Genomic DNA, 24,211 nt, shown 5'->3' on the forward strand with positions numbered 1-24,211 from the left:
AGAGGAATCACCTAAGCAATCCCTCCTGCTATTATTTCAGCATTTCATCCAGTTCTTTTTCCAGTTCTTTTACTTTACCCTCCAGGAGATTCTTCTCGTCAAGGGCTTCCTGTTCATTCTTCTGTGCCTCTTCAATCTGCATACGAAGAGAAATAAGCTCATGCTTCAGATCATACATCTCCTGATCCTTCTGCTGCAGATCAAGTTCATAAGTCTCCACCTGCTTCTTCGCCTTGAAGTAATCGTCGGTAATGTTCAGGCTGAGAAGCATATGCTTGGTCTCCATAGGCTGTCTGCCGTATCCTGGCACAGTCTCCAGCTCTCCTATCTTCTTATTCATATATGATGCAACCTGCTGGAAATATTCCTCTGATTCATATCCTCCAAGGGTAATGATCTTACCCCCGATGATCACCTGTGCTGTATTCTTGACCGCCATTCGTTCAAGCCTCCTGTATCTTTATACTACCAGCTTCTCCTTACACTGTTACCCACAAATAATCCGCTGCTTTTCTTCTATAGACAGTAACCGTATCGCGGAATATTAGCAGAAAACAGCAACTTCATATTGTTACTGTTCACTCTGTGACCAGCAACACAATATGCCCGGAAAAACCAGTCTGTTTATTATCTTTTCGTATTACAATTTATGTAAGCACTCCTATTATAATCGAAAAATGTTGAAAAGTATAGGATTTTTTACAAAAGTTTATCTTTTATATTTCCGGAACAGGAAAACCAAGGTGTTCGTAAGCAAGTGCGGAGGCCGTCCGCCCTCTCGGGGTACGGTTCAAAAAGCCATTTTTCAGAAGGTACGGCTCGTATACATCTTCTAAAGTACCGGAATCTTCACCGATGGCTGCTGCCAAAGTGTCAAGTCCAACAGGGCCGCCTTTGAAATTTACAATAAGAGTAGTCAGGATCTGGCGGTCCAGTTTGTCCAGACCATATTGATCTACCTCCAGAAGGTTCAAAGCAAAGCATGCAACATCGTAAGTGATCCTTCCATCATATTTCACCTGGGCAAAATCACGGACACGCTTTAACAGACGGTTTGCAAGACGGGGCGTTCCCCGGGAGCGCATGGCGATCTCTCCGGCACCTTTCACGTCAATTTCTACTCCAAGTACCTGGGCAGAGCGCATGATAATTGTGGTTAGTTCCTTCTTACTGTAAAATTCCAGATGATGAATTACACCAAAACGGTCACGGAGCGGCGCAGAAAGAAGCCCGGCTCTGGTGGTAGCACCTACAAGGGTAAATTTCGGCAAATCCAGTCGGATCGACCTGGCGGAAGCGCCCTTCCCGATCATAATATCGATGGCGAAATCCTCCATGGCAGGATAAAGCACCTCTTCCACCTGTCTGTTCAGGCGATGGATCTCGTCTACAAAAAGAATATCCCCTTCCTGAAGATTATTCAGAATCGCCGCCATTTCTCCAGGCTTCTCAATTGCAGGGCCGGAAGTCACTTTCATATGCACACCCATTTCATTGGCAATAATACCGGAAAGGGTAGTTTTTCCAAGTCCCGGAGGGCCATAGAAAAGGACATGGTCCAGGGAATCGTGACGCTGTTTGGCAGCTTCAATATATACTTTTAAGGTATTTTTGGTTTTTTCCTGGCCAATATACTCGTCCAGGGTCTGTGGGCGAAGATTCCCTTCCAGAGAAAAATCCTCTTCCATAACATCAGTGGTTATGATACGATTGTCCATTTTTTACCTCTTGAAATTAGTGTTTGCATTTATATACCGGGATGCATTTCATTCACGATAGCACCCTTTGCGAAAAAATTTATGGAATCTAAAAATTCTTCAATGCAGCTTTCAGGATCCCTTCTACATCCGTCGGCTCCACATCTGTCACCTTGCGCACTGCGCGGAGGGCATCTGTACTGCTGTAGCCAAGTGCCACCAGTGCTTCTACTGCTTCCTGTCTGGCATCTGTCATTCCTGCTCCAGCTGCAGCTGTAGTAGCCTGAGCCTGTTCATTGGCAAGCTTCTGCTCAAAGGCTTCTTCCAGACTGAGCTTATCCTTCAGCTCCAGGATCAGCTTCTGGGCTGTTTTTTTACCGATTCCAGGGGCTTTTGACAAAGTTTTCACATCATCGGAAAGAACAGCAAAGCGAAGCTCATCTGCAGTGATTCCTGCCAGAACTCCCAGAGCAGCTTTCGGTCCAACTCCGTTTACACCAAGAAGAAGTTTAAACACCTGTAAATCATCTTTATTGAAAAATCCATAGAGAACCATTGCATCTTCTCTTACCTGAAAATAAGTATGAAGCTTCACTTCCTGTCCAATGTGCAGCTGTGCCAGAGCGTTTCCGGTCATATTTATTTCAAATCCGATGCAATTTGATTCTATGATTGCAGAATTCTCGGTAAGGTCTGCTACTGTTCCTCGGATGAATGAGATCATGGGGAGGACCTCCTGTTTTATCTATTGTAAAGAGTTATATTCGAAATTCTTTGTCATCATACCATATTCCACCGAAAAAAGCAAACATTCATTCGTTTTTTTCAAAAAGGACGCGCCGGCAAGCGATATATTTTCTTTTCATAATAATAAAATACTCCTTTCAGTTGCAGGAAGGAAACTTGCGGGCCCTTATTTCCTTGTCCGAAAGGAGTATAGCACTTTAATTTTCAGAAAATAATAGTAAAAGTGTAGTATTATTTTTTCTTTGTAAAAAGCCAGGCACTTGTCAGGGCTGTAAAAGGGGCAACTGTCACAAGCCCGAAGCTTCCAACTACAGTATCCAGTAATTCAGCCGCAACATATTTGTAATTCATAATATTATCAATTGGTGTTCCCTGTGCCATAAACGTCATCAAAAGAGCAATATAACCGCCAGAATAAGCAAGAAGCAATGTGGTAGTCATAGTTCCCATTGCTGCTCTGCCAACATTCATTCCTGATCTGGCTGCTTCTTTCCATCCAATATTCGGCTTTTTACAAATTACTTCATTTACTGCCGAAGTAATATCAACGGACAGATCCATCATAGCACCTGATGCTCCGATAAAAATACCGCTCATATAAATCTGAGAAAGATTCAGATTCTGATAACCAGCGTACAAAAGACTTTCCGAATATGCCATAACTGCTCCGTGAATTTTAAAAGCGTCTGTAAAAATACACCCCATAACACAAGTCACAAACACCCCCAGCAAAGCACCTGAAGATGCAGCCAGTGTTTTTCTGTCAAATCCGTACACCAAAAATATAATAAGAAGAGTAAGAAAGGCAGTCAACGCAATTCCCCACCATATTGGATTCGCACCTTTTAAATAAGCTGGTGTCAAAATTTTCCAGATTGCCAAAATTGTAATGAGAAACGAATATACTGCTCTTAAACCTGTTTTTCCTGCAAACCCGATTAAAAGCAAAACAAATAATCCAGCCAGAATAGCTTCTTTATCCAGACGATAATGGTCACTCATCATAATTGAAAGAATCTTATCTTTGCTATAACTGATTACTACATGGGCAACATCTCCTTGCTGAAATATTTTGTCCGCTTCCAAAGAGCCACTCAGCATATTTACTGCATCTGCAGTCTCATTTTTAAACTTTCCATCAAGTATTTTCACCTTACAATACTGCTCGCCTGACTGAATCAAGCCATTATTAATCACAGAGCTTTCATCTGTGGAAATCACCTTTGCTCTTACTCTGTCTGTTCCCTTATAAATAGCAGCATCCTCATAGCCCGTTGGAAGAACTATGAGGATGAGGATTAACAATATTGCTATTATAGAAACAGAACTTTTTTTAAGTCTGTCTCTTACCATTTATTTTACTCCTGTAATTGCAGCCATTTTATTGAAAATATCGGTATTGTCATAATAGCCTTCAAACTGCTCCTGTCCGGCTCCCATGGCAAATACTTCCACCGGAAGTCCTGTATGTGCATAAGATGCAAAATTAATGCCAGACTTGTTGTTCAGAATATGAGTAATTGTTACAGTAAGTGGTTCATAGCTTCCATACATCAGATATTCTTCCTGACCAAACTCTTCCTCTTCTCCTGTTCTGCTCATTGTTTCCTCATAAGCATTCTGAAGCTTCTGATACTCATAATCTGTCATTACAAGACTTCCCTTATCTTCTTCGCCTTCTGGGTGCACATCCTTGCTGTCAGCCTGATTTGAGGACTCTGTTGTACCAGTAGGTGCCTGCAGACCAAAGAGTTCTGTGATATCAGCCATTACTGTATCAAAATCAGTTTTGTTTTCTTTATATGCCGCTACATAATCAGAATCAAATTTTGCGTAAGAGATTTTCTGATTACTGATATTTGCAAGAAATGTATCATAGTCGGTGCCTGCAAATCCTATGGTAAGACCACCTGTCTCGTGATCACCTGTTACCAAAATCAAAGTTTCGTCTGGATGCTCGTTATAAAAATCAACAGCTTTTCCCACTGCCTCATCCATTGCAACAGTATCTGTAATAGTTGCAGCTGCATCATTTGCATGACAGGCCCAGTCAATTTTTCCTCCCTCAACCATCATGAAAAATCCAGTATCATTATCCAGAACTTCAATACCTTTTTTCACATAGTCAGAAAGACCCCATTCGCCATCTTCCAGATCCATATCATAGCTCATCGCATCGTCATCAGCAAGTGTCTCATCAATTACAATTGCTTTTCCATCTTCTGCAGTAAGATTTTCTGCCTCTGCTTTTGTCTTAATCACTTTATATCCAGCTTCCTGAGCAAGCTCATATAAATCTGTCTGGTCTCCCTCTGAACCAGTTGTTTTCTTAAGACCACCACCTGCAAAATAATCAAAATTACTTGCAATCAGTTCCTGACCAATTTCATAATAGTTATTTCGGGAAGCCTGATGAGCATAAAATGCAGCCGGTGTTGCATGATTTAAGTTTACGGAAGAAAGAATTCCAACCTTATAGCCAAGCTGTTTTTTTAATTTTTCAGCAATTGTCTCATAAGAAGTTTCCATCTTCTCATCCATATTGATGGTTCCACTATAAGTCTTATGACCTGTGGAAATGGAAGTAGCTGTAGAAGCGGAATCAGGACAGAATGAAGTGCTGTCATAGGTCTGCGCAGAGCCTGCTACCGGAAATTTCATCATATTCAGCTTGCTTTCACTTGTAAGAATATCATCTCCATCATCTTCAATTGCATTCAGATAATAGTTTGTTGTCTGAACCTGAGGATAACTCATTCCATCACCAATAAACAAGAAAATATATTTCGGAACTTTTGGTTCATCTGCTGCTGCCCCCTGTGCCGGAACCGCACAAGCGGTCATTGCTGCTGCTAATAATAATGCGCTGATCTTTTTTGCTTTCATGTACATTTTCTCCTTCTTTTTCATAAAGCGATTAATTCGAACACGTATGATTTTATACATTATTTGTAAAATCCGCTGTTTTCCCCCTGTTAAATTCCGGCAAAAAATAAGCTGTCGGTGTAAAAAATCCTTTCACACTGACAGCATTATTATAACTTCTAAAATTTATATCAAGCAATTATTCGGTTAAAACAAGTCCTTAACCAACCTTCTTTGCCTTGGGATATACCTGCGCCATCCGCTCATCGTCAAAATGTTTGTCCACCCAGCTTTCAAAGCTGTTTTCCGCTTCTATGCCATTGCTTCTGGCATTATAACGCGCAAGTGCAGCGCTGGATACAATTCCGTCAGCAAGCATAAATATAATAAGGAGCCAGGTAATGATTTTTCCAATTTTCACCGGAATCTTCTCGATCAGCCTGGAAACAGGCGGATAGAATATTTTAAACCATGCCACTGCAGCAAATCCCCAGAAAAAACAGTACAGAAGATTGATTCTTCCACCAAGGTTAAACGGGATATCGCTGTAATCCCAGAATACGGTTCCAAACACGATTTCTGTGAAAACACTGCAGATATATTCATAGGCACCACCAAGAAATGTACCCATCCAGAAAAGGAACTGCTGGGAGCGGTTTCTGTATTTATAGAGAAGGGCTGTAACCGCTGCAATGGCAAGTCCCCACACAATACTGAAATCTCCCCATACCACACTGCTGCGGCTCATCCAATATCCGGCTGTGATCCTGCAGAAAATAGTCTCTGTAATATCTCCAAGAAATGCGCCGATAAAAAACAGCAGTACGATTTTATAAAAGCTGCAGCCGTAGGCAAAAATCTCCGGATGTGCCTCTTCGCTCTCCGTGTGCTGCTTCTGAGGATAGGCTTTGGTAATTCGACGATTTACAACATCATCAATTTTTGCCCCAAGCTTCTTTGTTACAGAGTCAATATCCCGGTCAGCAGCAATCCATCTTTCAGGATTCTTGCTGTGCCCAAAAAGGATGGTCAGTGTGGCAATTGCATCCACTGCCAGAAACCCCAGCAAAACCAGTATGATAATTCTGCTTATAAGACCTGGGAGCATGCCATACAAGGACATGCAAAGCCCATTTCCGATTTTGATCACAAATACACCAAGAATACCCCAGACACAGGAGGTCGGCACACTGACATAGCCGTCCAGATTCCACTTGATCTTGCGGTAATCCCACCATCTTTCGTGATACCACATCTCAATTAAATGACCAGCGATCCATTCAAGCAGGGAAGCTACAATGGCACAGCCAAGAAACAGCCAGATGCCCGTCAGTTCTCTTGTAAATGCAGTAATGAAGAATCCGCCGAATCCATAGATCAGACAGAATGGTCCATTAATAATACCTCTGTTTGCGAATTTCTTCTGTTTCAGGGAAGCAAGGACTGTCTCAAGCACCCATCCTGCAAAGGAATAGATGAGAAACAGCCATAGTAATTTCCAGATCATATGCATGTCTCCTCTTTTGTTTATTGAAATATAAAAACGTTCCGGGAAAACCCGATTAGAATATCATAGCACAATAGAGCGTGTTTGAAAAAGGTTTTCTGCAAGATGTATGTCACAATAAAGGCGCCGTAACGGGCTACGACAACTGAATTCGGGCAAAATATACCGCGGGGTGGGGCGTGCAGATTGTGGGAATAATTTTTCAAACACGCTCTGACCCCAAGAATAAAGCCTGTATTCCAGCTGCTGGTTCTCATATAATTTACATTCTATGCCAACAGTCTGAAAATACAGGCTTTTCATTTTTATTTTATGCCTCCCGGATAACCCCTCTCGGACAGGCCTCCTTGCAGGCTCCGCATCCTGTACACTTCTCATAATCAATATGTGCACAGAAATCTTCCACGGTAATTGCACCGTTTGGACATGTTTTTTCGCACTTCTTACAGCCGATACATCCAATCTCACAGGCATCCATCACCTGTTTGCCCTTATCATGGGAGCTGCAGTCCACAGCCACTTTCTGGTCGTACGGAATCAGCTCGATCAGATGTCTCGGACATTTGGCAACACATTTACCACAGGCTTTACATGCTTCTTTATCTACTACTGCAATGCCATCTACAATATGAATGGCATCAAATGGACAGACCTTTACGCAGCTACCAAAGCCACAGCAGCCATATGTACAGGTCTTTGCTCCGCCGTTTGGCACGAAAGGAAGCATCTCGCAGTCTTCCACTCCAGTGTAAATATACTCTTCTTTCGCTTTTTCACAGGTTCCGGAGCATTTTACATGAGCTACCTGACGGGCAGTCTCAACTGCCGCCTGTCCCATAATACCGGCAATTATTTTCCCAACAGGCTCGCCGCCTACCGGGCAACGGTTTACAGGCGCTTCACCTTTGGCAATTGCTGCTGCCAGACCATCACAGCCCGGATATCCGCAGCCACCACAGTTATTTCCAGGAAGAGCTTCTCTTATGGCAACTTCCTTCTCATCAATTTCAACAGCAAATTTTTTTCCGGCTGCTCCAAGAAAAACACCGATGAAGAGGCCTACTGCTGCAACCAGAATTGTTGCTGCTATAATCGCACTAATATTCATCCCGACGCCTCCTTAAATTAATCCTGAAAATCCGAAGAACGCAATCGCCATCAGTCCAGCTGTCAGAAGAACGGTTGGAAATCCCTGGAAAGCTTCCGGAATATCGTTGTAGGCAATTTTCTCACGGATTCCTGCCATCAGCACAATAGAAATGGAGAAACCAAATGCTGTTGCGAAACCGTTTACAGTGCCTTCCAGAATATTGTAATCCTTCTGCACGTTTGTAAGAGCCACACCAAGAACTGCGCAGTTTGTGGTGATCAGAGGCAGATACACGCCAAGTGCTTTGTAAAGAGAAGGCATACTTTTCTTCAGGAACATTTCTACGAACTGCACCAGTGCTGCAATGATCAGAATGAACACGATAGTCTGAAGGTAAGTCAGATCAAGCGGCTGAAGGATCAGCTTGTAGATCACACTTGTTACAAAGGAGGACAAGGTGATTACAAAAATAACCGCACCGCCCATACCAGCTGCCGTATCTGTAGTCTTGGAGACTCCAAGGAAAGGGCAAAGTCCCATGAACTGGCTCAGGACTACGTTATTTACCAGCGCAGAGCTTACAATGATCAGTAATAATTCTTTCATCTTCTCTTACCCCCTTTTTCCCGAACACATGGAATTTCCGCAGGAAGCACAGCCACCCTTGCAATCCGGATTGCTTGGATCGATGCCCCGTTTTGCAGCACCAATCTTGAATTTGTTCTGAAGCGCAGATAAAAATGCAAGGACAAAAAATGCGCCAGGTGCAAGAATAAAGATGGTTACCGGCTCATAGCCCATTTTTCCTGCTGCAGTGTCTGCAAGAGGAAGGATCTGTTTGCCGAAAATACTGCCGGCACCGATCAGCTCACGTACTGCTCCGATGCAGGTGATGCTTAAAGTAAATCCAAGTCCCATTCCAATACCATCAAAAAGTGAGGGAATTGGTTTGTTCTTGGATGCATAAGCCTCTGCTCTTCCCAGGATGATACAGTTTACAACGATCAGCGGAATGTAAATTCCAAGGGAAGAATACAAAAACGGAATAAAGCCCTGGAGAAGCATCTGCACAATTGTTACAAAGGATGCTACAACAACAATGTAAGCAGGCATACGCACACTGTCCGGAATAAAATTACGGAGCAGGGAGATCATCAGGTTGGATGCTGCCAGAATCACCGTTGTGGTAAGTCCCATTCCGATACCATTGATTGCAGATGTGGTGATGGCCAGTGTTGGACACATACCAAGCATCAGCACAAAAGTAGGATTTTCTTTGATAATACCATTTATCAGTCGTTCAGATGGTGTATTCTTTTTCATTTCTGGCTGCCCCCTTTCTCATAACGGAATGCGGCAAGTCCTGCATTGACGCCATTTGTCATGGCATTTGTGGTAATTGTCGCACCACTTAAAGCATCGATCTCATCATCAGAGGTGGCACCAGTTTTTGTGTAGGTAAATTTCTCTACGTTCTTATCCTTGAACTGATTTTTAAAATCATCTGTAGTTGCACGCATACCAAGACCAGCGGTCTCACTGATGGATAAAATGGAAATTCCGTTCAGAGTTCCATCATCCTGAACGCCCATGGCAAACTGAATGTCCCCGCCATAGCCTTCTGAGGTTGTTACGGTAAAGGCATAGCCAAGTTCATTTCCCTGGTCATCCTTTGCCAGCATGACTTCATCAATATTCTGAGCTTTGAAACCGTTTTCATCCAGATAGCTTTCCAGATCCGTATCCTCACCGCTTGTAACTGTCTCGAAGCTGGCTGCATCAGCAAATACTGCCTTATATGCCTCTTCTTTCTCTTTCGCCTGCTGGCTTGCAATCGGACCTGCTGTAATATCGTTTACAAGACCAAGAAGCAGCCCGGAAACCAGTGTGATCACGGTCAGCGCAAGAGTATCTTTTACGATCTTATTTTTCATTTCTTCGCGCCTCCTTTTCCAAAAGCAACCGGACGGGTGAAACGCTCAATCTGAGGTACCAGCAGGTTGCAGAAAATAATCGCATAGGAAACGCCCTCTGCGGAAGCTCCGAAAATACGGAAAATTCCGGTAAGAACACCAAGACAGACGCCATATACATACTGCCCCTTTGGTGTAATGGGGCTTGTAACGTAGTCCGTCGCCATAAACCATGCACCAAGCATAAGACCACCACCACAGAGATGGGTGAGCAGATAATTTACATCAAAGCCTTTGCCGGAAGCGAGCATGTAGATGATCACAAATACTGCAAAGCTGCCGATATAGGTCAGCGGAATTCTGGCGCTGATCACTTTGTAGCAAAGCAGGATTGCTGCACCGATCAGGATGGCAATTACAGAAGTCTCTCCGATGGTTCCCTGGATATTACCAAAAATCAGATTCTTAACCGGAACGGAGGAGCCTGCCACAAAGCCATGGTCACGAAGAGCGGCCAGAGGAGTGGCGCCTGTCACACCGTCAACTGCACCTTTAAAGCTGTCTGATACAGAAAAATCTGTCATCTTGCCGGCAAAGGAAATCATAAGGAAACAGCGGGCTGCCAGGGCCGGATTCATAAAGTTCTGTCCAAGACCGCCAAAAAGCTGTTTTACCACAATAATTGCAAAAATACTGCCGAGCACCGGGATCCAGAGCGGAATTCCTGCCGGCATATTCAGGCCGATAAGAAGTCCGGTTACCACTGCACTGAAATCCTTCACAGTGTTCTTTTTGTGCATAAAATGATCATATAACCACTCTGCAAGCGCTGCTGAACCGGTGGATACCACCAGAACGGCAAGAGCCTTTAATCCATGATTATAAATTCCCATAAGGGCAGCAGGCAAAAGCGCTATGACAACCAGCTGCATGATTTTTGCAGTGGTCATCCTTGCCCGGACATGGGGATTAGATGATACATTAAACATTTGTTCCATTCGTTTCTTCCCCCTTATTATTTCTTCTTCCTGCTTGCCAGAACCATTTTACGCATGGACTTAATGCTCTGGGTCAGCGGACGTTTGGCCGGACAGATGTAACTGCAGCAGCCGCATTCACAGCATTCCATTCCATCAAACTTCTGGAAGCTCTCCATATCGCCGCGCTGTGCAAAGGTCGCAAGTCTTGCCGGAATAACATGTCCGGGACAGACACTTACACAGCGTCCGCAGTTAATGCAGGCTGTCTCTTCCTCTTTCGCATCTGATACCGGGTCACTCTGCATACACAGAAGGGAAGAAGAGGTCTTCACACATGGTACATGAAGATCATACATGGCAAATCCCATCATAGGACCGCCGGAAATCACCTTACCGGCATGCTCCTTCAGGCCACCGGCTGCGTCGATCAGTTCGGCCATATCCGTTCCTGTACAGACTTCAAAATGTGCCGGACGGTTGATGCCCTTACCAGTTACTGTGAAAATCCGCTTCATGATCGGTCTTCCAAGTGCCACTGCGTCATAAATACTGCATATTGTTTCAACATTATCTACAATACATCCGGCATCTGCTGGAAGCATGGATGAGTTGATTTCTCTTCCTGTCACTGCATAGATCAGGGTACGCTCACCACCCTGGGGATATTTGGTCATCAGTTCTTTTACTTCGATATTCGGGACTCCGGCAGCCAGTTCTTTCATTCTGGCAATACAATCCGGCTTATTGTCCTCAATGCAGATACAACCCTTTGCATTTGGAAAAAGTCCGACTACGATTTTCAGTCCTTCCACAACCTTCTCCGGCTGATCCATCATGCGCCTGTAATCACTTGTAAGATAGGGCTCACATTCTGCACCGTTCACCAATATGTATTCAATCTTGTCAGGCTCCTTGGGGGAAAGCTTCACATGTGTGGGGAAGCCTGCACCACCAAGACCTACTACACCGCCATCGCGAATCCTTCCGATAATCTCCTCACGGGTAAGCGAAGCCGGATCTGCCGGGTGGAATTCCACCTCTTCATACAGTCCGTCATTCTCCACTATAATGGAATCTACCATACTTCCGGTAGCTGTCAGACGTTTCTCGATGCCTTTCACCGTACCGGATACAGAAGCATGAACAGGGGCAGATACAAATCCGCCTGCTTCTGCGATCATCTGGCCTGCAAGCACGTGGTCCCCCTTTGCAACCACAGGCTTCGCCGGAGCACCAATGTGCTGGGACAATGGATACGCCAGATCTGCCTTAGGGAGATATTTCTCCACCGGGCAGTCCTTTGACATTTCTTTCCCCTCGAAGGGGTGTACGCCTCCTTTAAAAGTTAATCGCACTAATATTCACCGCCTTTATATTATTGATCACTGACTCTTTTGTCTGCAGCAACCTGATTTATTGTCTGTTTGATTTATATTATTAATATCACTTTTGTCTGAGTATTTATTCAGCGTCTTTATTTTTCCTGCCAAATCCATATTTCTTATGGAGCTTATATCCACGGTTCAGATTTGGATATGCCTTTACAAAACGCTGCATGTTGTGGCTGACCTTTCCAGCCATAGCCTCTTTACGCTTCTGAAGCTCTTCAGAGATATCTGACATCATAGCAGTTCTCTTCTCTTCCAGTTCCTTGATCAGTGCAACATCATCAAGGCGTCCCAGCTTATTCTCCAACTGTTTCTTGATTCTATCTCTGGAAAGTCCGCTGCTCTCCTCCAGATTCTCCATCTTCTCACGCGCCTGTACAAGCAGTTCTGCACGCATCTGATCCAGTGCCTGCTCCCATGCAGGAATACGCTCGTGCAAATGGAAAGCGGCAGCTGCAGAAAAAGCAAAATCCACAATGTAAACGACTGTAATTACACAGACAGCCACCTCTCCAGTTCTTCTGGTATACAATTCTGTAAATTCCTGAACTACCGGATGAAGCACTCTGAAAAGCCCAACGGTAAACACCCCCCATCCAAGGGAACAGCCCAGACAGATACGTCCCTGGAAATTAAACTTGTTATCACTGTAATCCCACCAGGATGTGTGGAAAATATTCTCCATCAACACTGCTGTCACATATTCCAGTGCAGTGGCGACTACAACTCCACCCACAAATAAAAGAAGCAGATTATCACTGATGGGAAGAAGAATCAAGTATACAGCAAGAGCTCCACAGCCATATATGGTACACAGGGGACCATTTATAAATCCTCTGTTTATCAATTTGCCCTTTCGCACAGACACGTAGCAGGTTTCCCAAAGCCAGCCAAGAAAACTGTATATGTAAAACCAATTGGCAATGTGATAGAAATCCACTCCATTAATTGCTAAATCCCACATAGGTTTCTCCTTTTCTTTATATATTCTGACTATTCTATACATTCTACTATACCGCATTTTATGAAAAAATTCACTACCTAAAAATAAAAAAATTGTGTATAATTAAATACAATCCATGAAAGGAGTATAAACATGCTGATTGTTAAAAAAATGCCGATTTTACAAGGTTTTCCGGACTTTGAGACTGTTAAAAATTTATCTGGAAATGCTGCTGAGGATGTCAATTTTTCACCATTATTTTATGATATTGAAACCACTGGATTGGGACGAAATTCATCTTTTTTATATTTAATTGGTGCAGTTTGCTATGAATCTGGTTCCTGGCAGCTATATCAGTGGCTTGCACCCGATTTCCGGGAAGAAAAAGCATTATTGGAGCTTTTTTCAGAATTTATAAAAAATTTCAGCTGTACCATCCAATACAATGGAGATTCTTTTGATCAGCCTTACCTTCAGGCTCGTTATAAATTCTATGAGCTACCAGATCCTTTTGAGGGGATTTCTTCTTTTGACCTGTATAAAGTGCTTCGCCCTCTGAAGGGATTTTTAAAGCTCCCAGGGTTAAAGCAGGAACAGATGGAAGCCTTTCTAGGAGAACAGAAGCGCATTTACTGTAATGGCGGGGAATGCATTAAAATCTATAAAAAATATATGGCACACCAGGAGCAGACAGACCTGGATACGGTTATGGGACACAATATGGAAGATCTTCTCGGACTTGGAGATGTGTTTAAGATGATGGGGTATCTTGCGCTCAGGGATGGTGCATTTACTGTTCGCGGAACTGATTTTGACGGGGACAATCTGATTTTGCAGATAAACCCCCATTACAGCCTGCCCGCTTCCTTTTCTAACGGCACAGAAGAATTCTATATTACAGGTCAAGACAACCTGGTAAGCCTCCTTGTAAAGCCTTTAAATGGCCGTATCCGCCAATATTACAGTGATTACAAAAGTTATGATTATCTGCCCGGAGAGGACATGGCAGTCCCTAAATCTATTAGCAAATTTATGGAAAAAGGACTGAAAAAATCTGCTACAAGAGAGACCTGTTATACCTGGTTTCCATGCACAGAGGAATTTCTGGAAAATGAAGAAAAGCAAAAGCAATATTTAATACATACCCTGGAATATTTATTTTGGAAATTAAAATAAACTTTCAACCTATATTTCAAAATTCCCAAAACCTTTTTCAAACATACTCTAACTTCCAAAGCATATAAAATCTCACGTAAAAAAGACATCACCCCCAGAGCGTATCTGAAAAATCATTCCCACAATCTGAGCACCCCACTTGCGGGAGATTCACCCGAATTCGGTTGTCGTAGCTCGCTACGGCGCCTTCATCCGGACAAAATCTCCCGCAAATTGTGACGCACATCTTGCAGAAAGCCTTTTCCAGACACGCTCTAACAGACAATGTCTTTTTATCAACATCATATTCATGATATCAAAACTAACCGCCATTCACAAATCCTGTGAATGGCGGTTAGTTACATGGGATAAGAGAAATGCACAACACTTCCCTCTTGGTTAAATTATTCCTCTACAGACTCTTCCTCAGCCGGAGCCTCAAGAGCTTTCATGCTAAGGCTGATCTTCTTGTCTTCGCCATTGAAATCAACAACTTTAGCCTGGATTTCCTGTCCGATGGTAAGCACATCAGATGGTTTTGCAACGTGCTCTCTGGAAATCTGAGATACATGAAGAAGTGCATCTACGCCAGGTGCAAGCTCAACAAATGCACCGAAGTCTGTCATACGTGCAACTTTACCAGTTACTACGTTTCCAACAGCGAAATCCTCAGCAGCTGTAAGCCATGGATTCTCCTCTGGGAATTTCATTGTAAGAGCAATCTTCTCGCCCTTGATATCTTTGATCATAACCTTTACAGTCTCACCAACTGTGAAGACTTTCTTCGGGTTCTCTACTCTGCCCCAGGACATCTCAGAGATGTGAAGCAGTCCGTCAGCGCCGCCCAGATCGATGAATGCACCAAAATCTGTAACGTTCTTAACAACACCCTCTACTGTATCGCCAACATGGATACGCTCCATAAGCTCCTGCTGTTTCTTAGCTTTCTCAGCAACAAGAAGCTGTTTGCGGTTACCAATGATGCGACGTCTTCTTGGATTGAACTCTGTGATAACGAACTCAATCTCCTGATCAGCATATTTGCTGAGATCTTTCTCATATGTGTCGGAAACAAGGCTTGCAGGAATGAATACACGTGTCTCCTCAACGTTAACACATAATCCACCGTCAAGTACCTGAGTTACAGGAGCTTTTAATACTTCCTGATTCTCGAATGCTTCCTCAAGGCGTTTATTGCCTTTCTCTGCAGCAAGTCTCTTGTAGGTTAAGATAACCTGGCCTTCGCCATCGTTTACCTTAAGCACTTTGGCTTCCATGGAGTCACCTACATGTACAGCGTCTGTGAGTACTACGGAAGGATCATTGCTATATTCACTCTTGGTGATAATACCATCAGCTTTATAGCCAATATTCAGGATAATTTCATCTTCTTTCACATCGATGACCTTTCCCTGTACGATTTCTCCATTTCTGATTGTTTTTACGGAATCTTCCAGCATCTGTTCAAAACTTAATTCTGACATGTTCTTGAACCTCCTCAATAATTTTCTTTGGGGTTGAAGCCCCTGCTGTAATACCTACATAACTACTGCATTGGAACATATCTGAATCCAAGTCTACAGGTGTTTGTATATAGTAAGTATTTTCACATTCCTTTTTACATATTTCAAACAGCTTTTGAGTATTGGAACTATGTCGGCCTCCTACGACTAACATAGTGTCTACCTCTCCGGCTATGCTCTTTGCTTCTCTCTGCCGTTCTTCGGTAGCATTACAAATAGTGTTTAAAATATTAAGAATATTTAAAACAGTATTATCATACCTCTTTTTTGAAAGAATTTCAACTAAATCTTTAAATTTATTATAATTAAATGTTGTCTGAGACACAATACATATGTTTTTGTCAATCGGAAACACAAAATCCAGTGCATCCTGCTCGGTTCGAATTACCGTGTAAGGTCCCATGCACCAGCCGCAGATTCCCACAACTTCCGGATGATCCGGGTCTCCTATGATCACAATATGGGCGCCTGCCCTGCTCTCTTTCTCTACGATCCGGTGAATTTTCAGAACAAAGGGACAGGTTACATCCACATAGGAAAGTCCGTATTCTTCCAGATGGTCATAAACCTCTTTTCCCACACCATGTGAGCGGATCACAACCGTGCTGCCCTCAGGAAGTGTTCTCAGATCATCCTCAGATGCCACTCTGACCCCCTTCTTTTCCAGATCATTCACTACTTCTTCATTATGAATAATTGGACCCAGGGTAAAAAGCCTGTCAGGACAACTGCCGATTAGCTCGTAAACCTTGTCTACAGCACGCTGTACGCCAAAACAAAAGCCTGCTGTTTTCGCAACCTTCACTTCCATGGTTATTCCACCTTATCTTTGTAGATTCCGAGAATTGCAGCTACAACTTCGTCAATATTCATGAAAGAAGAATCTACAAGCACGGCATCTTCAGCCTGCCGGAGCGGGGAAATCTCTCTTGTCATATCCTGATGATCCCGGTTTTCAATGTCTTTCTTGATTTCTTCAAGATCAGCACCCTCGCCCTTGGCAAGATATTCATCATAACGCCTCTTAGCTCTGGTCTCCACGCTGGCAGTAAGATAAATCTTCACCTGTGCGTCCGGAAGAATTACAGTTCCAATATCCCTGCCATCCATTACAACATCGTTCTTTGCTGCCAGATTTCTCTGAAGATTGAGAAGATGTGCCCTTACCGCCGGGTTTGCAGATGTTTTGGATGCCATGTTTCCAACCTCTTCCGTACGGATATACTGATTTACATTCTCACCGTTAAGAATTACAACCTGCTCTCCATTTTCATATCGAATGGAAACCTCAGCGCTCTGACAGTTATCTGCAACTGCTTCCGCATCTGTTCCGTCAATTTCATTTCTCAGCAGATAAAGTGCTACGGCGCGGTACATAGCGCCTGTATCTACATAGATAAAAGACAGCTCCTTTGCCACTCTCTTTGCAATTGTGCTTTTGCCTGCTCCTGCCGGCCCGTCAATGGCAATGTTACATCCCATTTTCTCTGTTACCTCCTCTTAAATCGCAGTTTTTTCACTTCTTACATTTATAACAGATTTTCATCCATTTTTCAATGCCATGGCTGCCAGATACGCAGTTGACCAGGCAATCTGAAGATTATAGCCACCGGTTACCGCATCCAGGTCAAGCACTTCTCCAATAAAATAGAGATTTTTTACCTTTCGGGATTCCATAGTTCCCGGCTGAATGTCCTTCACAGAAACACCGCCTCTTGTAATAACTGCTTCTTTATATTCTCCCATTCCATTGATGGTAAATGGGAAAGCTTTCACCAGTTCTTCAAAGTGAATTCTTTCTTCCCTGGAAATATCGTGTATCTTTTTTTCCGGAGAAATACCACCCAGTTCCAGCATGACAGGTGTAAGGGATGATGGAAAAAGTACGCCGATCACATTCTTAAACTGTTTATTCTGTCCTGCCTCAAATTCCCGCAGAATCCTGGCATCCAGCTGTTCCATGGTAAGGGCAGGCTTCAGATCCAGATAAGCATTCAATTCTCCGGATTTCTGCAGTTGTTTGCCAATATGTGCGCTTGCAGATAAAATCATGGGGCCTGTCACGCCAAAGTGGGTGAACATCATCTCACCAAAATCCCGGAAGAGCACCTTTTTGCCTGACTTAATCGTAAGTTCGGTGTTTTTTAAGGAAAGTCCCTGAAGTCTTGGGATATAATCCTCTTTTGTCTTAAGAGGAACCAGTGACGGAGAAAGCTCCTTTACTTTATGGCCGGTTTCCTCCGCAAAGCGATAGCCGTCACCTGTGGAGCCTGTTGACTGATAGGAAAGTCCTCCAGTGGCAACCAGAACATGATCGCCCTCCATAAAACTTCCATCTGCCAGTTCTACACCTGTTACCCGGCTGTGATGTGCCTTTTTCTCATCCACGTCCGGTTCCTCATAGGGACTGACCTTCACCGTTTTCACCACTGTGCGAAGATGGATATGTGCACCAGCTTTCTTAAGTTCCCGTTCCAGACCGCGGATAATATCTGAAGAATGGTCAGACACAGGGAAAACCCGGTTGCCTCTCTCTGTCTTCAGTGGAACTCCCGCTTCTTCAAAGAATTCCATTACATCCTGGGGCGTGAAAGAATAGAAAGCACTGTACAGGAATTTCGGGTTAGACATAACTGCCCGGAACAGTTCTTCCGTGTCACAGTTATTTGTAACATTGCATCTGCCTTTTCCTGTAATATACACTTTCTTTCCAAGTTTCTCGTTTTTCTCCAGGATGTGGACCTCATGTCCTGCCCTTGCCAGATAAACACCGGCCATCATTCCGGCAGCACCGCCGCCTATGATCAGTATTTTACTCATTTACATACCTTTCATAAAACAGATTTGCAACTATTCAGTAACTACCGAATAGTTACAGTTACTGTTCACTGGGAACGTTCCGCGAGGTGTTTTTTGTGAACAAAGTTCACAGAAAACCCGAGAATTGCGGCGCGAAATCATGCAAAGCATGATTTCTGTGCATCGCGAAGCGCGTTACTGTGAACGGAGTGAACAGTAACTAGTTACACAAATTTTACTTATATTTTTCAAAAAGACACGTGCAAAAGGCTTCTCTGCACGTGTCTTTCATTATTTTTGTCAGCAAAGTGTCTATAGGCCAGACACTGACAAATTATTCCTCACTGATTAAACCGGATATGCTCCGTTTTTGGTATCAGCAACCGTCTCATCCACCTTTTTCTCCTGAGCCTGACGATACTTGAAGAAGTCAGTAGCAACCTGTGGGAACAGTGCATAGGACAGAACGTCCTCATCCTGCTCTTTATACTGTGCCATCTCGCCTTCAAGTTTGCCCAGCTCATTCTCAAGAAGATCTGCCGGACGGCATGTGATCGGCTGTGTGTCACCGATACATTTCTTCTGAACTTCTGGATTGAATGGTTTTGCTGTAGCACCATATTTTCCGCTGAGAACATCTTTTGTCTCTTTGGTAACCATCTTGTATCTCTCGCCCATGAGAACGTTAAATACAGCCTGTGTACCAACGATCTGGGAAGACGGAGTAACAAGCGGCGGCTCACCAAGGTCTTTACGTACACGCGGAACTTCCTCAAGAACATCATAGAACTTGTCTTCTGCATGCTGCTCTTTCAGCTGGGAAGTAAGGTTGGATAACATACCACCTGGTACCTGATACAGAAGAGTCTTGATGTTTACGCCAAGGTTCTTCGGATTCAGAAGGCCGCTCTCAAGAGCCTCGTCACGCATTGGACGGAAGTAGTCTGCGATCTCAGCAAGAAGCTGCTGATCAAATCCAGTATCATATGGAGTGCCTTTGAAGGTCTCAACCATAACCTCAGTTGCAGGCTGGGAAGTACCCAGTGCAAATGGAGACATTGCAGTATCGATGATATCAACACCAGCTTCAACAGCTTTTAAGTAAGTCATGGAAGCTACACCAGAGGTGTAATGTGTATGAAGATCGATCGGGATCTTAACAGTCTCTTTCAGGGCTGTAACAAGCTCAGTTGCCTTATATGGAAGAAGAAGGCCGGCCATATCTTTGATACAGATAGAGTCTGCACCCATTTCCTCAATACGTTTTGCAATGCTTGTCCAGTACTCAAGAGTATACGCATCACCAAGTGTATAGGAAAGAGCAACCTGTGCATGGCCATGCTCTTTGTTTGCAGCATGTACAGCAGTCTGAAGGTTACGAAGGTCATTCATACAGTCGAAAATACGGATGATATCGATACCATTTGCCAGAGATTTCTGAACAAAATACTCTACTACATCATCAGCGTATGGACGATATCCAAGAATGTTCTGGCCACGGAAAAGCATCTGCAGCTTTGTGTTCTTGAATCCTGCACGTAATTTACGAAGTCTTTCCCACGGATCCTCATGAAGGAAACGAAGGCTTGCATCGAAAGTAGCACCGCCCCAGCACTCAACTGCATGGTAGCCTACTTTATCAAGTTTATCAACGATTGGAAGCATCTGCTCTGTTGTCATACGGGTTGCAATCAGGGACTGATGTGCATCACGCAGAATGGTTTCCACAATTTTAACAGGTTTTTTTTCAATTTCTGCCATAATTGTTCTCCTTATTTATTTAGTTCATCCGGACTTCCCGGTTTCACTATAGAAAGCCGGGAAAAATCCGAATTTCTGGTATCATTATTAGATTCCGTAAATAGCCATAAATGCTCCGGCAGCAACGGCTGTACCGATAACACCGGCAACGTTTGGTCCCATTGCATGCATCAGAAGGAAGTTGGTAGGATCTGCCTCAGCACCAACCTTCTGGGAAACACGGGCTGCCATAGGTACCGCAGATACACCGGCGGAACCGATAAGCGGATTGATCTTGCCGCCTGTAAGCTTGCACATAAGCTTTCCGAGCATAACACCGCCAAAAGTACCACATGCGAATGCCACAAGACCTAATACAACGATCTTCAGAGTATCCACATTCAGGAATGCCTCTGCACTTGTGGAAGCACCAACAGATGTACCAAGAAGGATAACTACGATGTACATAAGTGCATTGGAAGCTGTCTCTGTAAGCTGTTTTACAACGCCGCACTCTCTGAACAGGTTACCAAGCATAAGCATACCAACCAGAGGAGCTGTTGTCGGAAGGATCATGCAGACAACGATTGTGATTACGATCGGGAAGAGGATCTTCTCAAGCTTGGATACAGGACGAAGCTGCTCCATCTTGATCTTACGCTCTTTCTCAGTGGTAAACAGTTTCATGATCGGAGGCTGGATGATCGGAACCAGTGACATATAAGAATATGCAGCCACGGCGATCGGTCCCATAAGAGCAGTCTGACCAAGCTTACCTGCAAGGAAAATGGAGGTCGGGCCATCTGCACCACCGATAATGGAGATTGCTGCTGCTGCTTTTCCGTTGAATCCAAGGAAGATTGCAAGGAAGTAAGCCATATAGATACCGAGCTGTGCTGCAGCACCCATCAGGAAGCTCTTCGGGTTCGCGATCAGCGGACCAAAGTCTGTCATAGCACCTACACCCATAAAGATAAGGGAAGGAAGAATACTCCACTCATCAAGGATGTAGAAGTAATGAAGAAGACCACCAACACCGTTGGACATGTCTTCCGGATTTGCCATAATGTCCGGATAAATATTAACAAGGAGCATACCAAATGCAATGGGAACAAGCAGAAGAGGCTCAAATCCCTTTGCAATGGCAAGATATAAGAATACACAAGCAACCACGATCATCAGGTAGTTTCCCCATGTCAGGTTAAAAAAAGCAGTCTGATGGATCAGGTTGGACAAAGTGTCTGCTACGTAAGACATCCTATTACCTCCCGACTTAGTTCATTGTTGCCAGGGTATCTCCATTTTCTACAGAGGCACCTTCTGCAACATCAATGCTTGCAACGGTTCCGTCCTGAGGAGCTACAACCGGGATCTCCATCTTCATGGATTCCAGGATTACAATGTTGTCTCCGGCTTTTACAGCCTGTCCAACGCTTGCTGCGATTTTCAGAACCTTTCCAGGTACGGAAGCTGCAACCTTAACTGCGCCTGCTCCGGCTGCTGCCTTCGGAGCTGCCTTCGGTGCAGGTGCTGCCTTCGGAGCTGCTGCAGGAGCTGCAGCTGCTGGTGCAGAAACGCTTCCTGTCTCTTCAACAGTTACTTCATATGCTGTTCCGTTAACGGTAATTGTATAACTTTTCATTTTAGGATCCTCCTGTATTTATCTCTTTTTACGATTGATTTTGCGGATGGAACGAACAACGAATCCATCTGTAGTGGTTCCCTCAGCTGCTGCAATTGCTGCTGCGATAACCGCGATCAGTTCTGTATCGTCTGCTTCTGCTGCTTCCACTGGTGCTGCCACCGGTGCAGGGGCAGGGGCTGCTGCAGCCTGAGCTTTTTTCTTTGCTTCCGGATTCGGGATGAATCTGAACAGATAGATCAGGAAGCTCAGGAAAATAAGAACGATGAATACGATCGCAATACCCATGATAGTATTCATAACAGCTCTTCTTAAGGTCTCAGCCATGGAGTACTGTACATCAACAGTAAGGGATGTAGGTGTTCCTGTAGAAGCATCGAAAATATAAACGAAATTTGCATCTGCTTTCTCAAAGGAGACCGGTACAGTAACGGTATATCCGTCGTCAGAAGCCTTCACCTCTGTCTCTCCGGTTCTCTCCTTTAAAGCCCCAACTTCATCCTTGGAGCCTGCCCATGCAGTCATTGCTCCAACAGTAAACTCATCAGATGACTTGGTATAATTCTCAATATCTTCATCACTGAGAGCAATGATGGTATCGGTAAGTCCCTCAGCGGTAGTGACCAGGGTCTGCTTTACCGTGTCATCTACCTCATCAGCTGCCCATACGGAGGATACTCCGGTAAGAGTGAGAACTGCCATCATGAGAAGTACTGTGCAAAGGGAGGATACTTTCTTAAAAATCTGTTTCATATGCTCCACCTCGCTTAGACCGTGCCGTGTTTCTTGGACGGACGTTCTTCCCTTTTTGTGAACAGCATTTCAAATGCACCGATCACATATTTTCTTGTATCAGCCGGGCTGATAATGGTGTCAACATATCCTCTTGCTGCTGCAGAGGAAACAGAGTTCTGAAGTTCTCTGTACTCAGCTGCTTTCTCAGTAAGAGCTGCTGCGTCATCGCCTGCATACATGATCTTGGCTGCAAGGTCTGCATCCATCATACCGATCTCTGCGTTCTCCCATGCGTATACCATGTCTGCACCGATTGCTTTGCTGTTCATAGCTGTGTAAGCGGTTCCAAATGCTTTGCCGATCACAACGTTAACCTTCGGAACAGTAGCGTCTGCAAATGCATGAACCAGTGCTCCGACAGATTTCGCCATCATCTTCTCGCCACATACAGTAGCCTTAAAGCCGTTTACATTTGTAAGAGTAAGTACCGGGATCTCGAAAGCGTCACAGAATTTTACGAACTCTGCTGCTTTTCTTGCACCGCGTGCACTAAGGGTTCCATCAGACTCCCATACCTTTTTGCCTTCTGCATCATAGCTCTCGCTTCTGTTTGCAACAGCACCAACGGTAGCACCGTTCAGTCTGATAAATCCAACAGCAACGCTCTTGCCGTAGTCAGCTTTTACCTCGAAGAACTGGCCGTTATCAGCGATTCTGGAAAGTGCAATGGCTGTGTCACCTGTGCAGTTCTCAATATCCTCGCATACACGGTTCAGGTCGTCTGTGCACTCCATGTAAGAATCAGTGTCTTCGCAGTTAGATGGCAGATATGTTACGAGTTCACGGATTTTTCCAAGGATCTCGTCCTCAGTGCCGATTCCGTCTACAAGACCTGTCTCTTCGCTCTGGAATCTAGCTGAGGATGTGTCACATTTGGAAACGTGGTTGCCTTCAAGGGCGTTCGGGGTGTTTACAAACAGTTTGCCTTTCTTCTCTTCAACAAATGTGAAGTCTGTCAGTGCCGGTACAAGTGCCATACCACCACCGCAGGTACCGAAGATACCTGTGATCTGTGGGATCAGTCCGGATGCCAGAGTCTGTTTCATATAAATTTCACCGAATGCTTCCAGTGCGTCAGTTGCCTCCTGAAGACGGAGACCTGCACAATCGATCAGGCCGATCACCGGAGCACCGGTCTTCATAGCCATATCATAAAGTCTGGTAATCTTCTTGGCATGCATTTCACCAACGGTTCCGTTCAGTACGGAAACATCCTGGCTGTACACATACACCAGATTTCCATCGATTACACCATATCCGGTAATAACACCGTCTGAAGGTGCTTTTTTCTCAGTCATGTTGAAATCTGTATTTCTGGCTGTTACACTTTGGCCGATCTCAACAAAACTGTTCGCGTCAAGCAAAGAAGTGATTCTTGTGCCCGCTAAACTTTGTGTTGCGTTACTCATTCTTTCTTGCCCTCCATT

The 24,211-nt window shown here is 44.2% G+C and carries 25 protein-coding genes; 1 reads left to right on the top strand and 24 read right to left on the bottom strand.

Annotated features, from left to right (window positions below):
• Positions 1-31: 31 nt before the first annotated feature.
• From I4V84_RS00705 to I4V84_RS00765, 14 genes are all read right to left on the bottom strand, one after another.
• Positions 32-439 (bottom strand): cell division protein ZapA, encoded by a 408-nt coding sequence (locus I4V84_RS00705; protein ID WP_021925518.1) that lies wholly within the window; start codon positions 437-439, stop codon positions 32-34.
• 277 nt (positions 440-716) lie between these two features.
• Complete coding sequence (gene ruvB, locus I4V84_RS00710; RefSeq protein ID WP_195991031.1) at positions 717-1,718, bottom strand: Holliday junction branch migration DNA helicase RuvB; 1,002 nt, start codon at positions 1,716-1,718, stop codon at positions 717-719.
• Positions 1,719-1,806: 88 nt separating this feature from the next.
• A complete protein-coding gene (ruvA, locus tag I4V84_RS00715; protein WP_118578051.1) occupies positions 1,807-2,421 on the bottom strand; it encodes a Holliday junction branch migration protein RuvA in 615 nt (204 codons plus the stop codon).
• 254 nt (positions 2,422-2,675) lie between these two features.
• On the bottom strand, positions 2,676-3,797 hold the full coding sequence (locus I4V84_RS00720) for a YibE/F family protein (protein ID WP_195991032.1): 1,122 nt from the start codon (positions 3,795-3,797) through the stop codon (positions 2,676-2,678).
• Positions 3,798-5,336 carry an alkaline phosphatase gene (locus I4V84_RS00725; RefSeq protein ID WP_118578111.1) on the bottom strand — a complete coding sequence of 513 codons (1,539 nt, stop codon included), beginning with the start codon at positions 5,334-5,336 and terminating at the stop codon, positions 3,798-3,800.
• Positions 5,337-5,529: 193 nt separating this feature from the next.
• The gene (locus I4V84_RS00730) at positions 5,530-6,816 is read right to left on the bottom strand and encodes a putative ABC transporter permease (RefSeq protein WP_195699211.1); all 1,287 of its coding nucleotides are present in this window, start codon (positions 6,814-6,816) and stop codon (positions 5,530-5,532) included.
• 20 nt (positions 6,817-6,836) lie between these two features.
• On the bottom strand, positions 6,837-7,073 hold the full coding sequence (locus I4V84_RS20225) for a DUF6783 domain-containing protein (RefSeq protein WP_306467702.1): 237 nt from the start codon (positions 7,071-7,073) through the stop codon (positions 6,837-6,839).
• Between the two features lie 53 nt (positions 7,074-7,126).
• On the bottom strand, positions 7,127-7,924 hold the full coding sequence (locus I4V84_RS00735; protein ID WP_173772320.1) for an RnfABCDGE type electron transport complex subunit B: 798 nt from the start codon (positions 7,922-7,924) through the stop codon (positions 7,127-7,129).
• A 12-nt stretch (positions 7,925-7,936) separates the two neighbouring features.
• Entirely contained in the window at positions 7,937-8,512 is a 576-nt protein-coding gene (gene rsxA, locus I4V84_RS00740) for an electron transport complex subunit RsxA (protein ID WP_021925525.1), read from the bottom strand.
• A gap of 6 nt (positions 8,513-8,518) precedes the next feature.
• Positions 8,519-9,229, bottom strand: a complete 711-nt coding sequence (locus tag I4V84_RS00745) for an electron transport complex subunit E (protein ID WP_195991033.1) — start codon at positions 9,227-9,229, stop codon at positions 8,519-8,521.
• Positions 9,226-9,840 carry an RnfABCDGE type electron transport complex subunit G gene (locus tag I4V84_RS00750; RefSeq protein ID WP_118578046.1) on the bottom strand — a complete coding sequence of 205 codons (615 nt, stop codon included), beginning with the start codon at positions 9,838-9,840 and terminating at the stop codon, positions 9,226-9,228. Before I4V84_RS00750 ends, I4V84_RS00745 begins: the two co-directional genes overlap by 4 nt.
• Positions 9,837-10,817, bottom strand: a complete 981-nt coding sequence (locus I4V84_RS00755; RefSeq protein ID WP_118578045.1) for an RnfABCDGE type electron transport complex subunit D — start codon at positions 10,815-10,817, stop codon at positions 9,837-9,839. The genes I4V84_RS00750 and I4V84_RS00755 overlap by 4 nt, the downstream gene beginning before the upstream one ends.
• Before the next feature lie 17 nt (positions 10,818-10,834).
• On the bottom strand, positions 10,835-12,160 hold the full coding sequence (gene rsxC / locus I4V84_RS00760) for an electron transport complex subunit RsxC (protein ID WP_256144057.1): 1,326 nt from the start codon (positions 12,158-12,160) through the stop codon (positions 10,835-10,837).
• A gap of 100 nt (positions 12,161-12,260) precedes the next feature.
• Positions 12,261-13,151, bottom strand: a complete 891-nt coding sequence (locus I4V84_RS00765) for a hypothetical protein (RefSeq protein ID WP_173715973.1) — start codon at positions 13,149-13,151, stop codon at positions 12,261-12,263.
• A 132-nt stretch (positions 13,152-13,283) separates the two neighbouring features.
• Here I4V84_RS00765 and I4V84_RS00770 point away from each other — a divergent pair, with 132 nt between their 5' ends.
• A complete protein-coding gene (locus I4V84_RS00770) occupies positions 13,284-14,306 on the top strand; it encodes a ribonuclease H-like domain-containing protein (protein ID WP_243283989.1) in 1,023 nt (340 codons plus the stop codon).
• A gap of 72 nt (positions 14,307-14,378) precedes the next feature.
• Here the strand turns inward: I4V84_RS00770 and I4V84_RS20230 are convergent, their stop codons facing one another.
• The 10 genes from I4V84_RS20230 to I4V84_RS00815 form a co-directional block, all read right to left on the bottom strand.
• Complete coding sequence (locus I4V84_RS20230) at positions 14,379-14,429, bottom strand: hypothetical protein (RefSeq protein WP_334285981.1); 51 nt, start codon at positions 14,427-14,429, stop codon at positions 14,379-14,381.
• Positions 14,430-14,689: 260 nt separating this feature from the next.
• The gene (gene rpsA, locus I4V84_RS00775; RefSeq protein ID WP_118578042.1) at positions 14,690-15,769 is read right to left on the bottom strand and encodes a 30S ribosomal protein S1; all 1,080 of its coding nucleotides are present in this window, start codon (positions 15,767-15,769) and stop codon (positions 14,690-14,692) included.
• Entirely contained in the window at positions 15,750-16,619 is an 870-nt protein-coding gene (gene ispH / locus I4V84_RS00780) for a 4-hydroxy-3-methylbut-2-enyl diphosphate reductase (RefSeq protein WP_173715972.1), read from the bottom strand. The genes rpsA and ispH overlap by 20 nt, the downstream gene beginning before the upstream one ends.
• A gap of 2 nt (positions 16,620-16,621) precedes the next feature.
• Positions 16,622-17,290 carry a (d)CMP kinase gene (gene cmk, locus I4V84_RS00785; protein ID WP_118578040.1) on the bottom strand — a complete coding sequence of 223 codons (669 nt, stop codon included), beginning with the start codon at positions 17,288-17,290 and terminating at the stop codon, positions 16,622-16,624.
• A 60-nt stretch (positions 17,291-17,350) separates the two neighbouring features.
• On the bottom strand, positions 17,351-18,628 hold the full coding sequence (locus tag I4V84_RS00790) for an NAD(P)/FAD-dependent oxidoreductase (protein WP_195991034.1): 1,278 nt from the start codon (positions 18,626-18,628) through the stop codon (positions 17,351-17,353).
• Between the two features lie 327 nt (positions 18,629-18,955).
• A complete protein-coding gene (locus I4V84_RS00795; RefSeq protein WP_173715969.1) occupies positions 18,956-20,368 on the bottom strand; it encodes an oxaloacetate decarboxylase subunit alpha in 1,413 nt (470 codons plus the stop codon).
• 87 nt (positions 20,369-20,455) lie between these two features.
• Positions 20,456-21,604: a sodium ion-translocating decarboxylase subunit beta gene (locus tag I4V84_RS00800; protein WP_173717749.1), complete on the bottom strand. Its 1,149-nt coding sequence runs from the start codon at positions 21,602-21,604 to the stop codon at positions 20,456-20,458.
• A gap of 16 nt (positions 21,605-21,620) precedes the next feature.
• Positions 21,621-21,989: a biotin/lipoyl-binding carrier protein gene (locus tag I4V84_RS00805; RefSeq protein WP_118578036.1), complete on the bottom strand. Its 369-nt coding sequence runs from the start codon at positions 21,987-21,989 to the stop codon at positions 21,621-21,623.
• Between the two features lie 18 nt (positions 21,990-22,007).
• Positions 22,008-22,742: an OadG family transporter subunit gene (locus tag I4V84_RS00810; protein WP_173769066.1), complete on the bottom strand. Its 735-nt coding sequence runs from the start codon at positions 22,740-22,742 to the stop codon at positions 22,008-22,010.
• A gap of 14 nt (positions 22,743-22,756) precedes the next feature.
• Positions 22,757-24,193, bottom strand: a complete 1,437-nt coding sequence (locus I4V84_RS00815; protein WP_148461985.1) for a carboxyl transferase domain-containing protein — start codon at positions 24,191-24,193, stop codon at positions 22,757-22,759.
• Positions 24,194-24,211 lie beyond the last annotated feature (18 nt).

Source organism: Ruminococcus sp. 1001713B170207_170306_F1 (assembly GCF_015668065.1).
GTDB classification, from domain to species: Bacteria; Bacillota; Clostridia; order Lachnospirales; family Lachnospiraceae; genus Blautia_A; species Blautia_A faecis.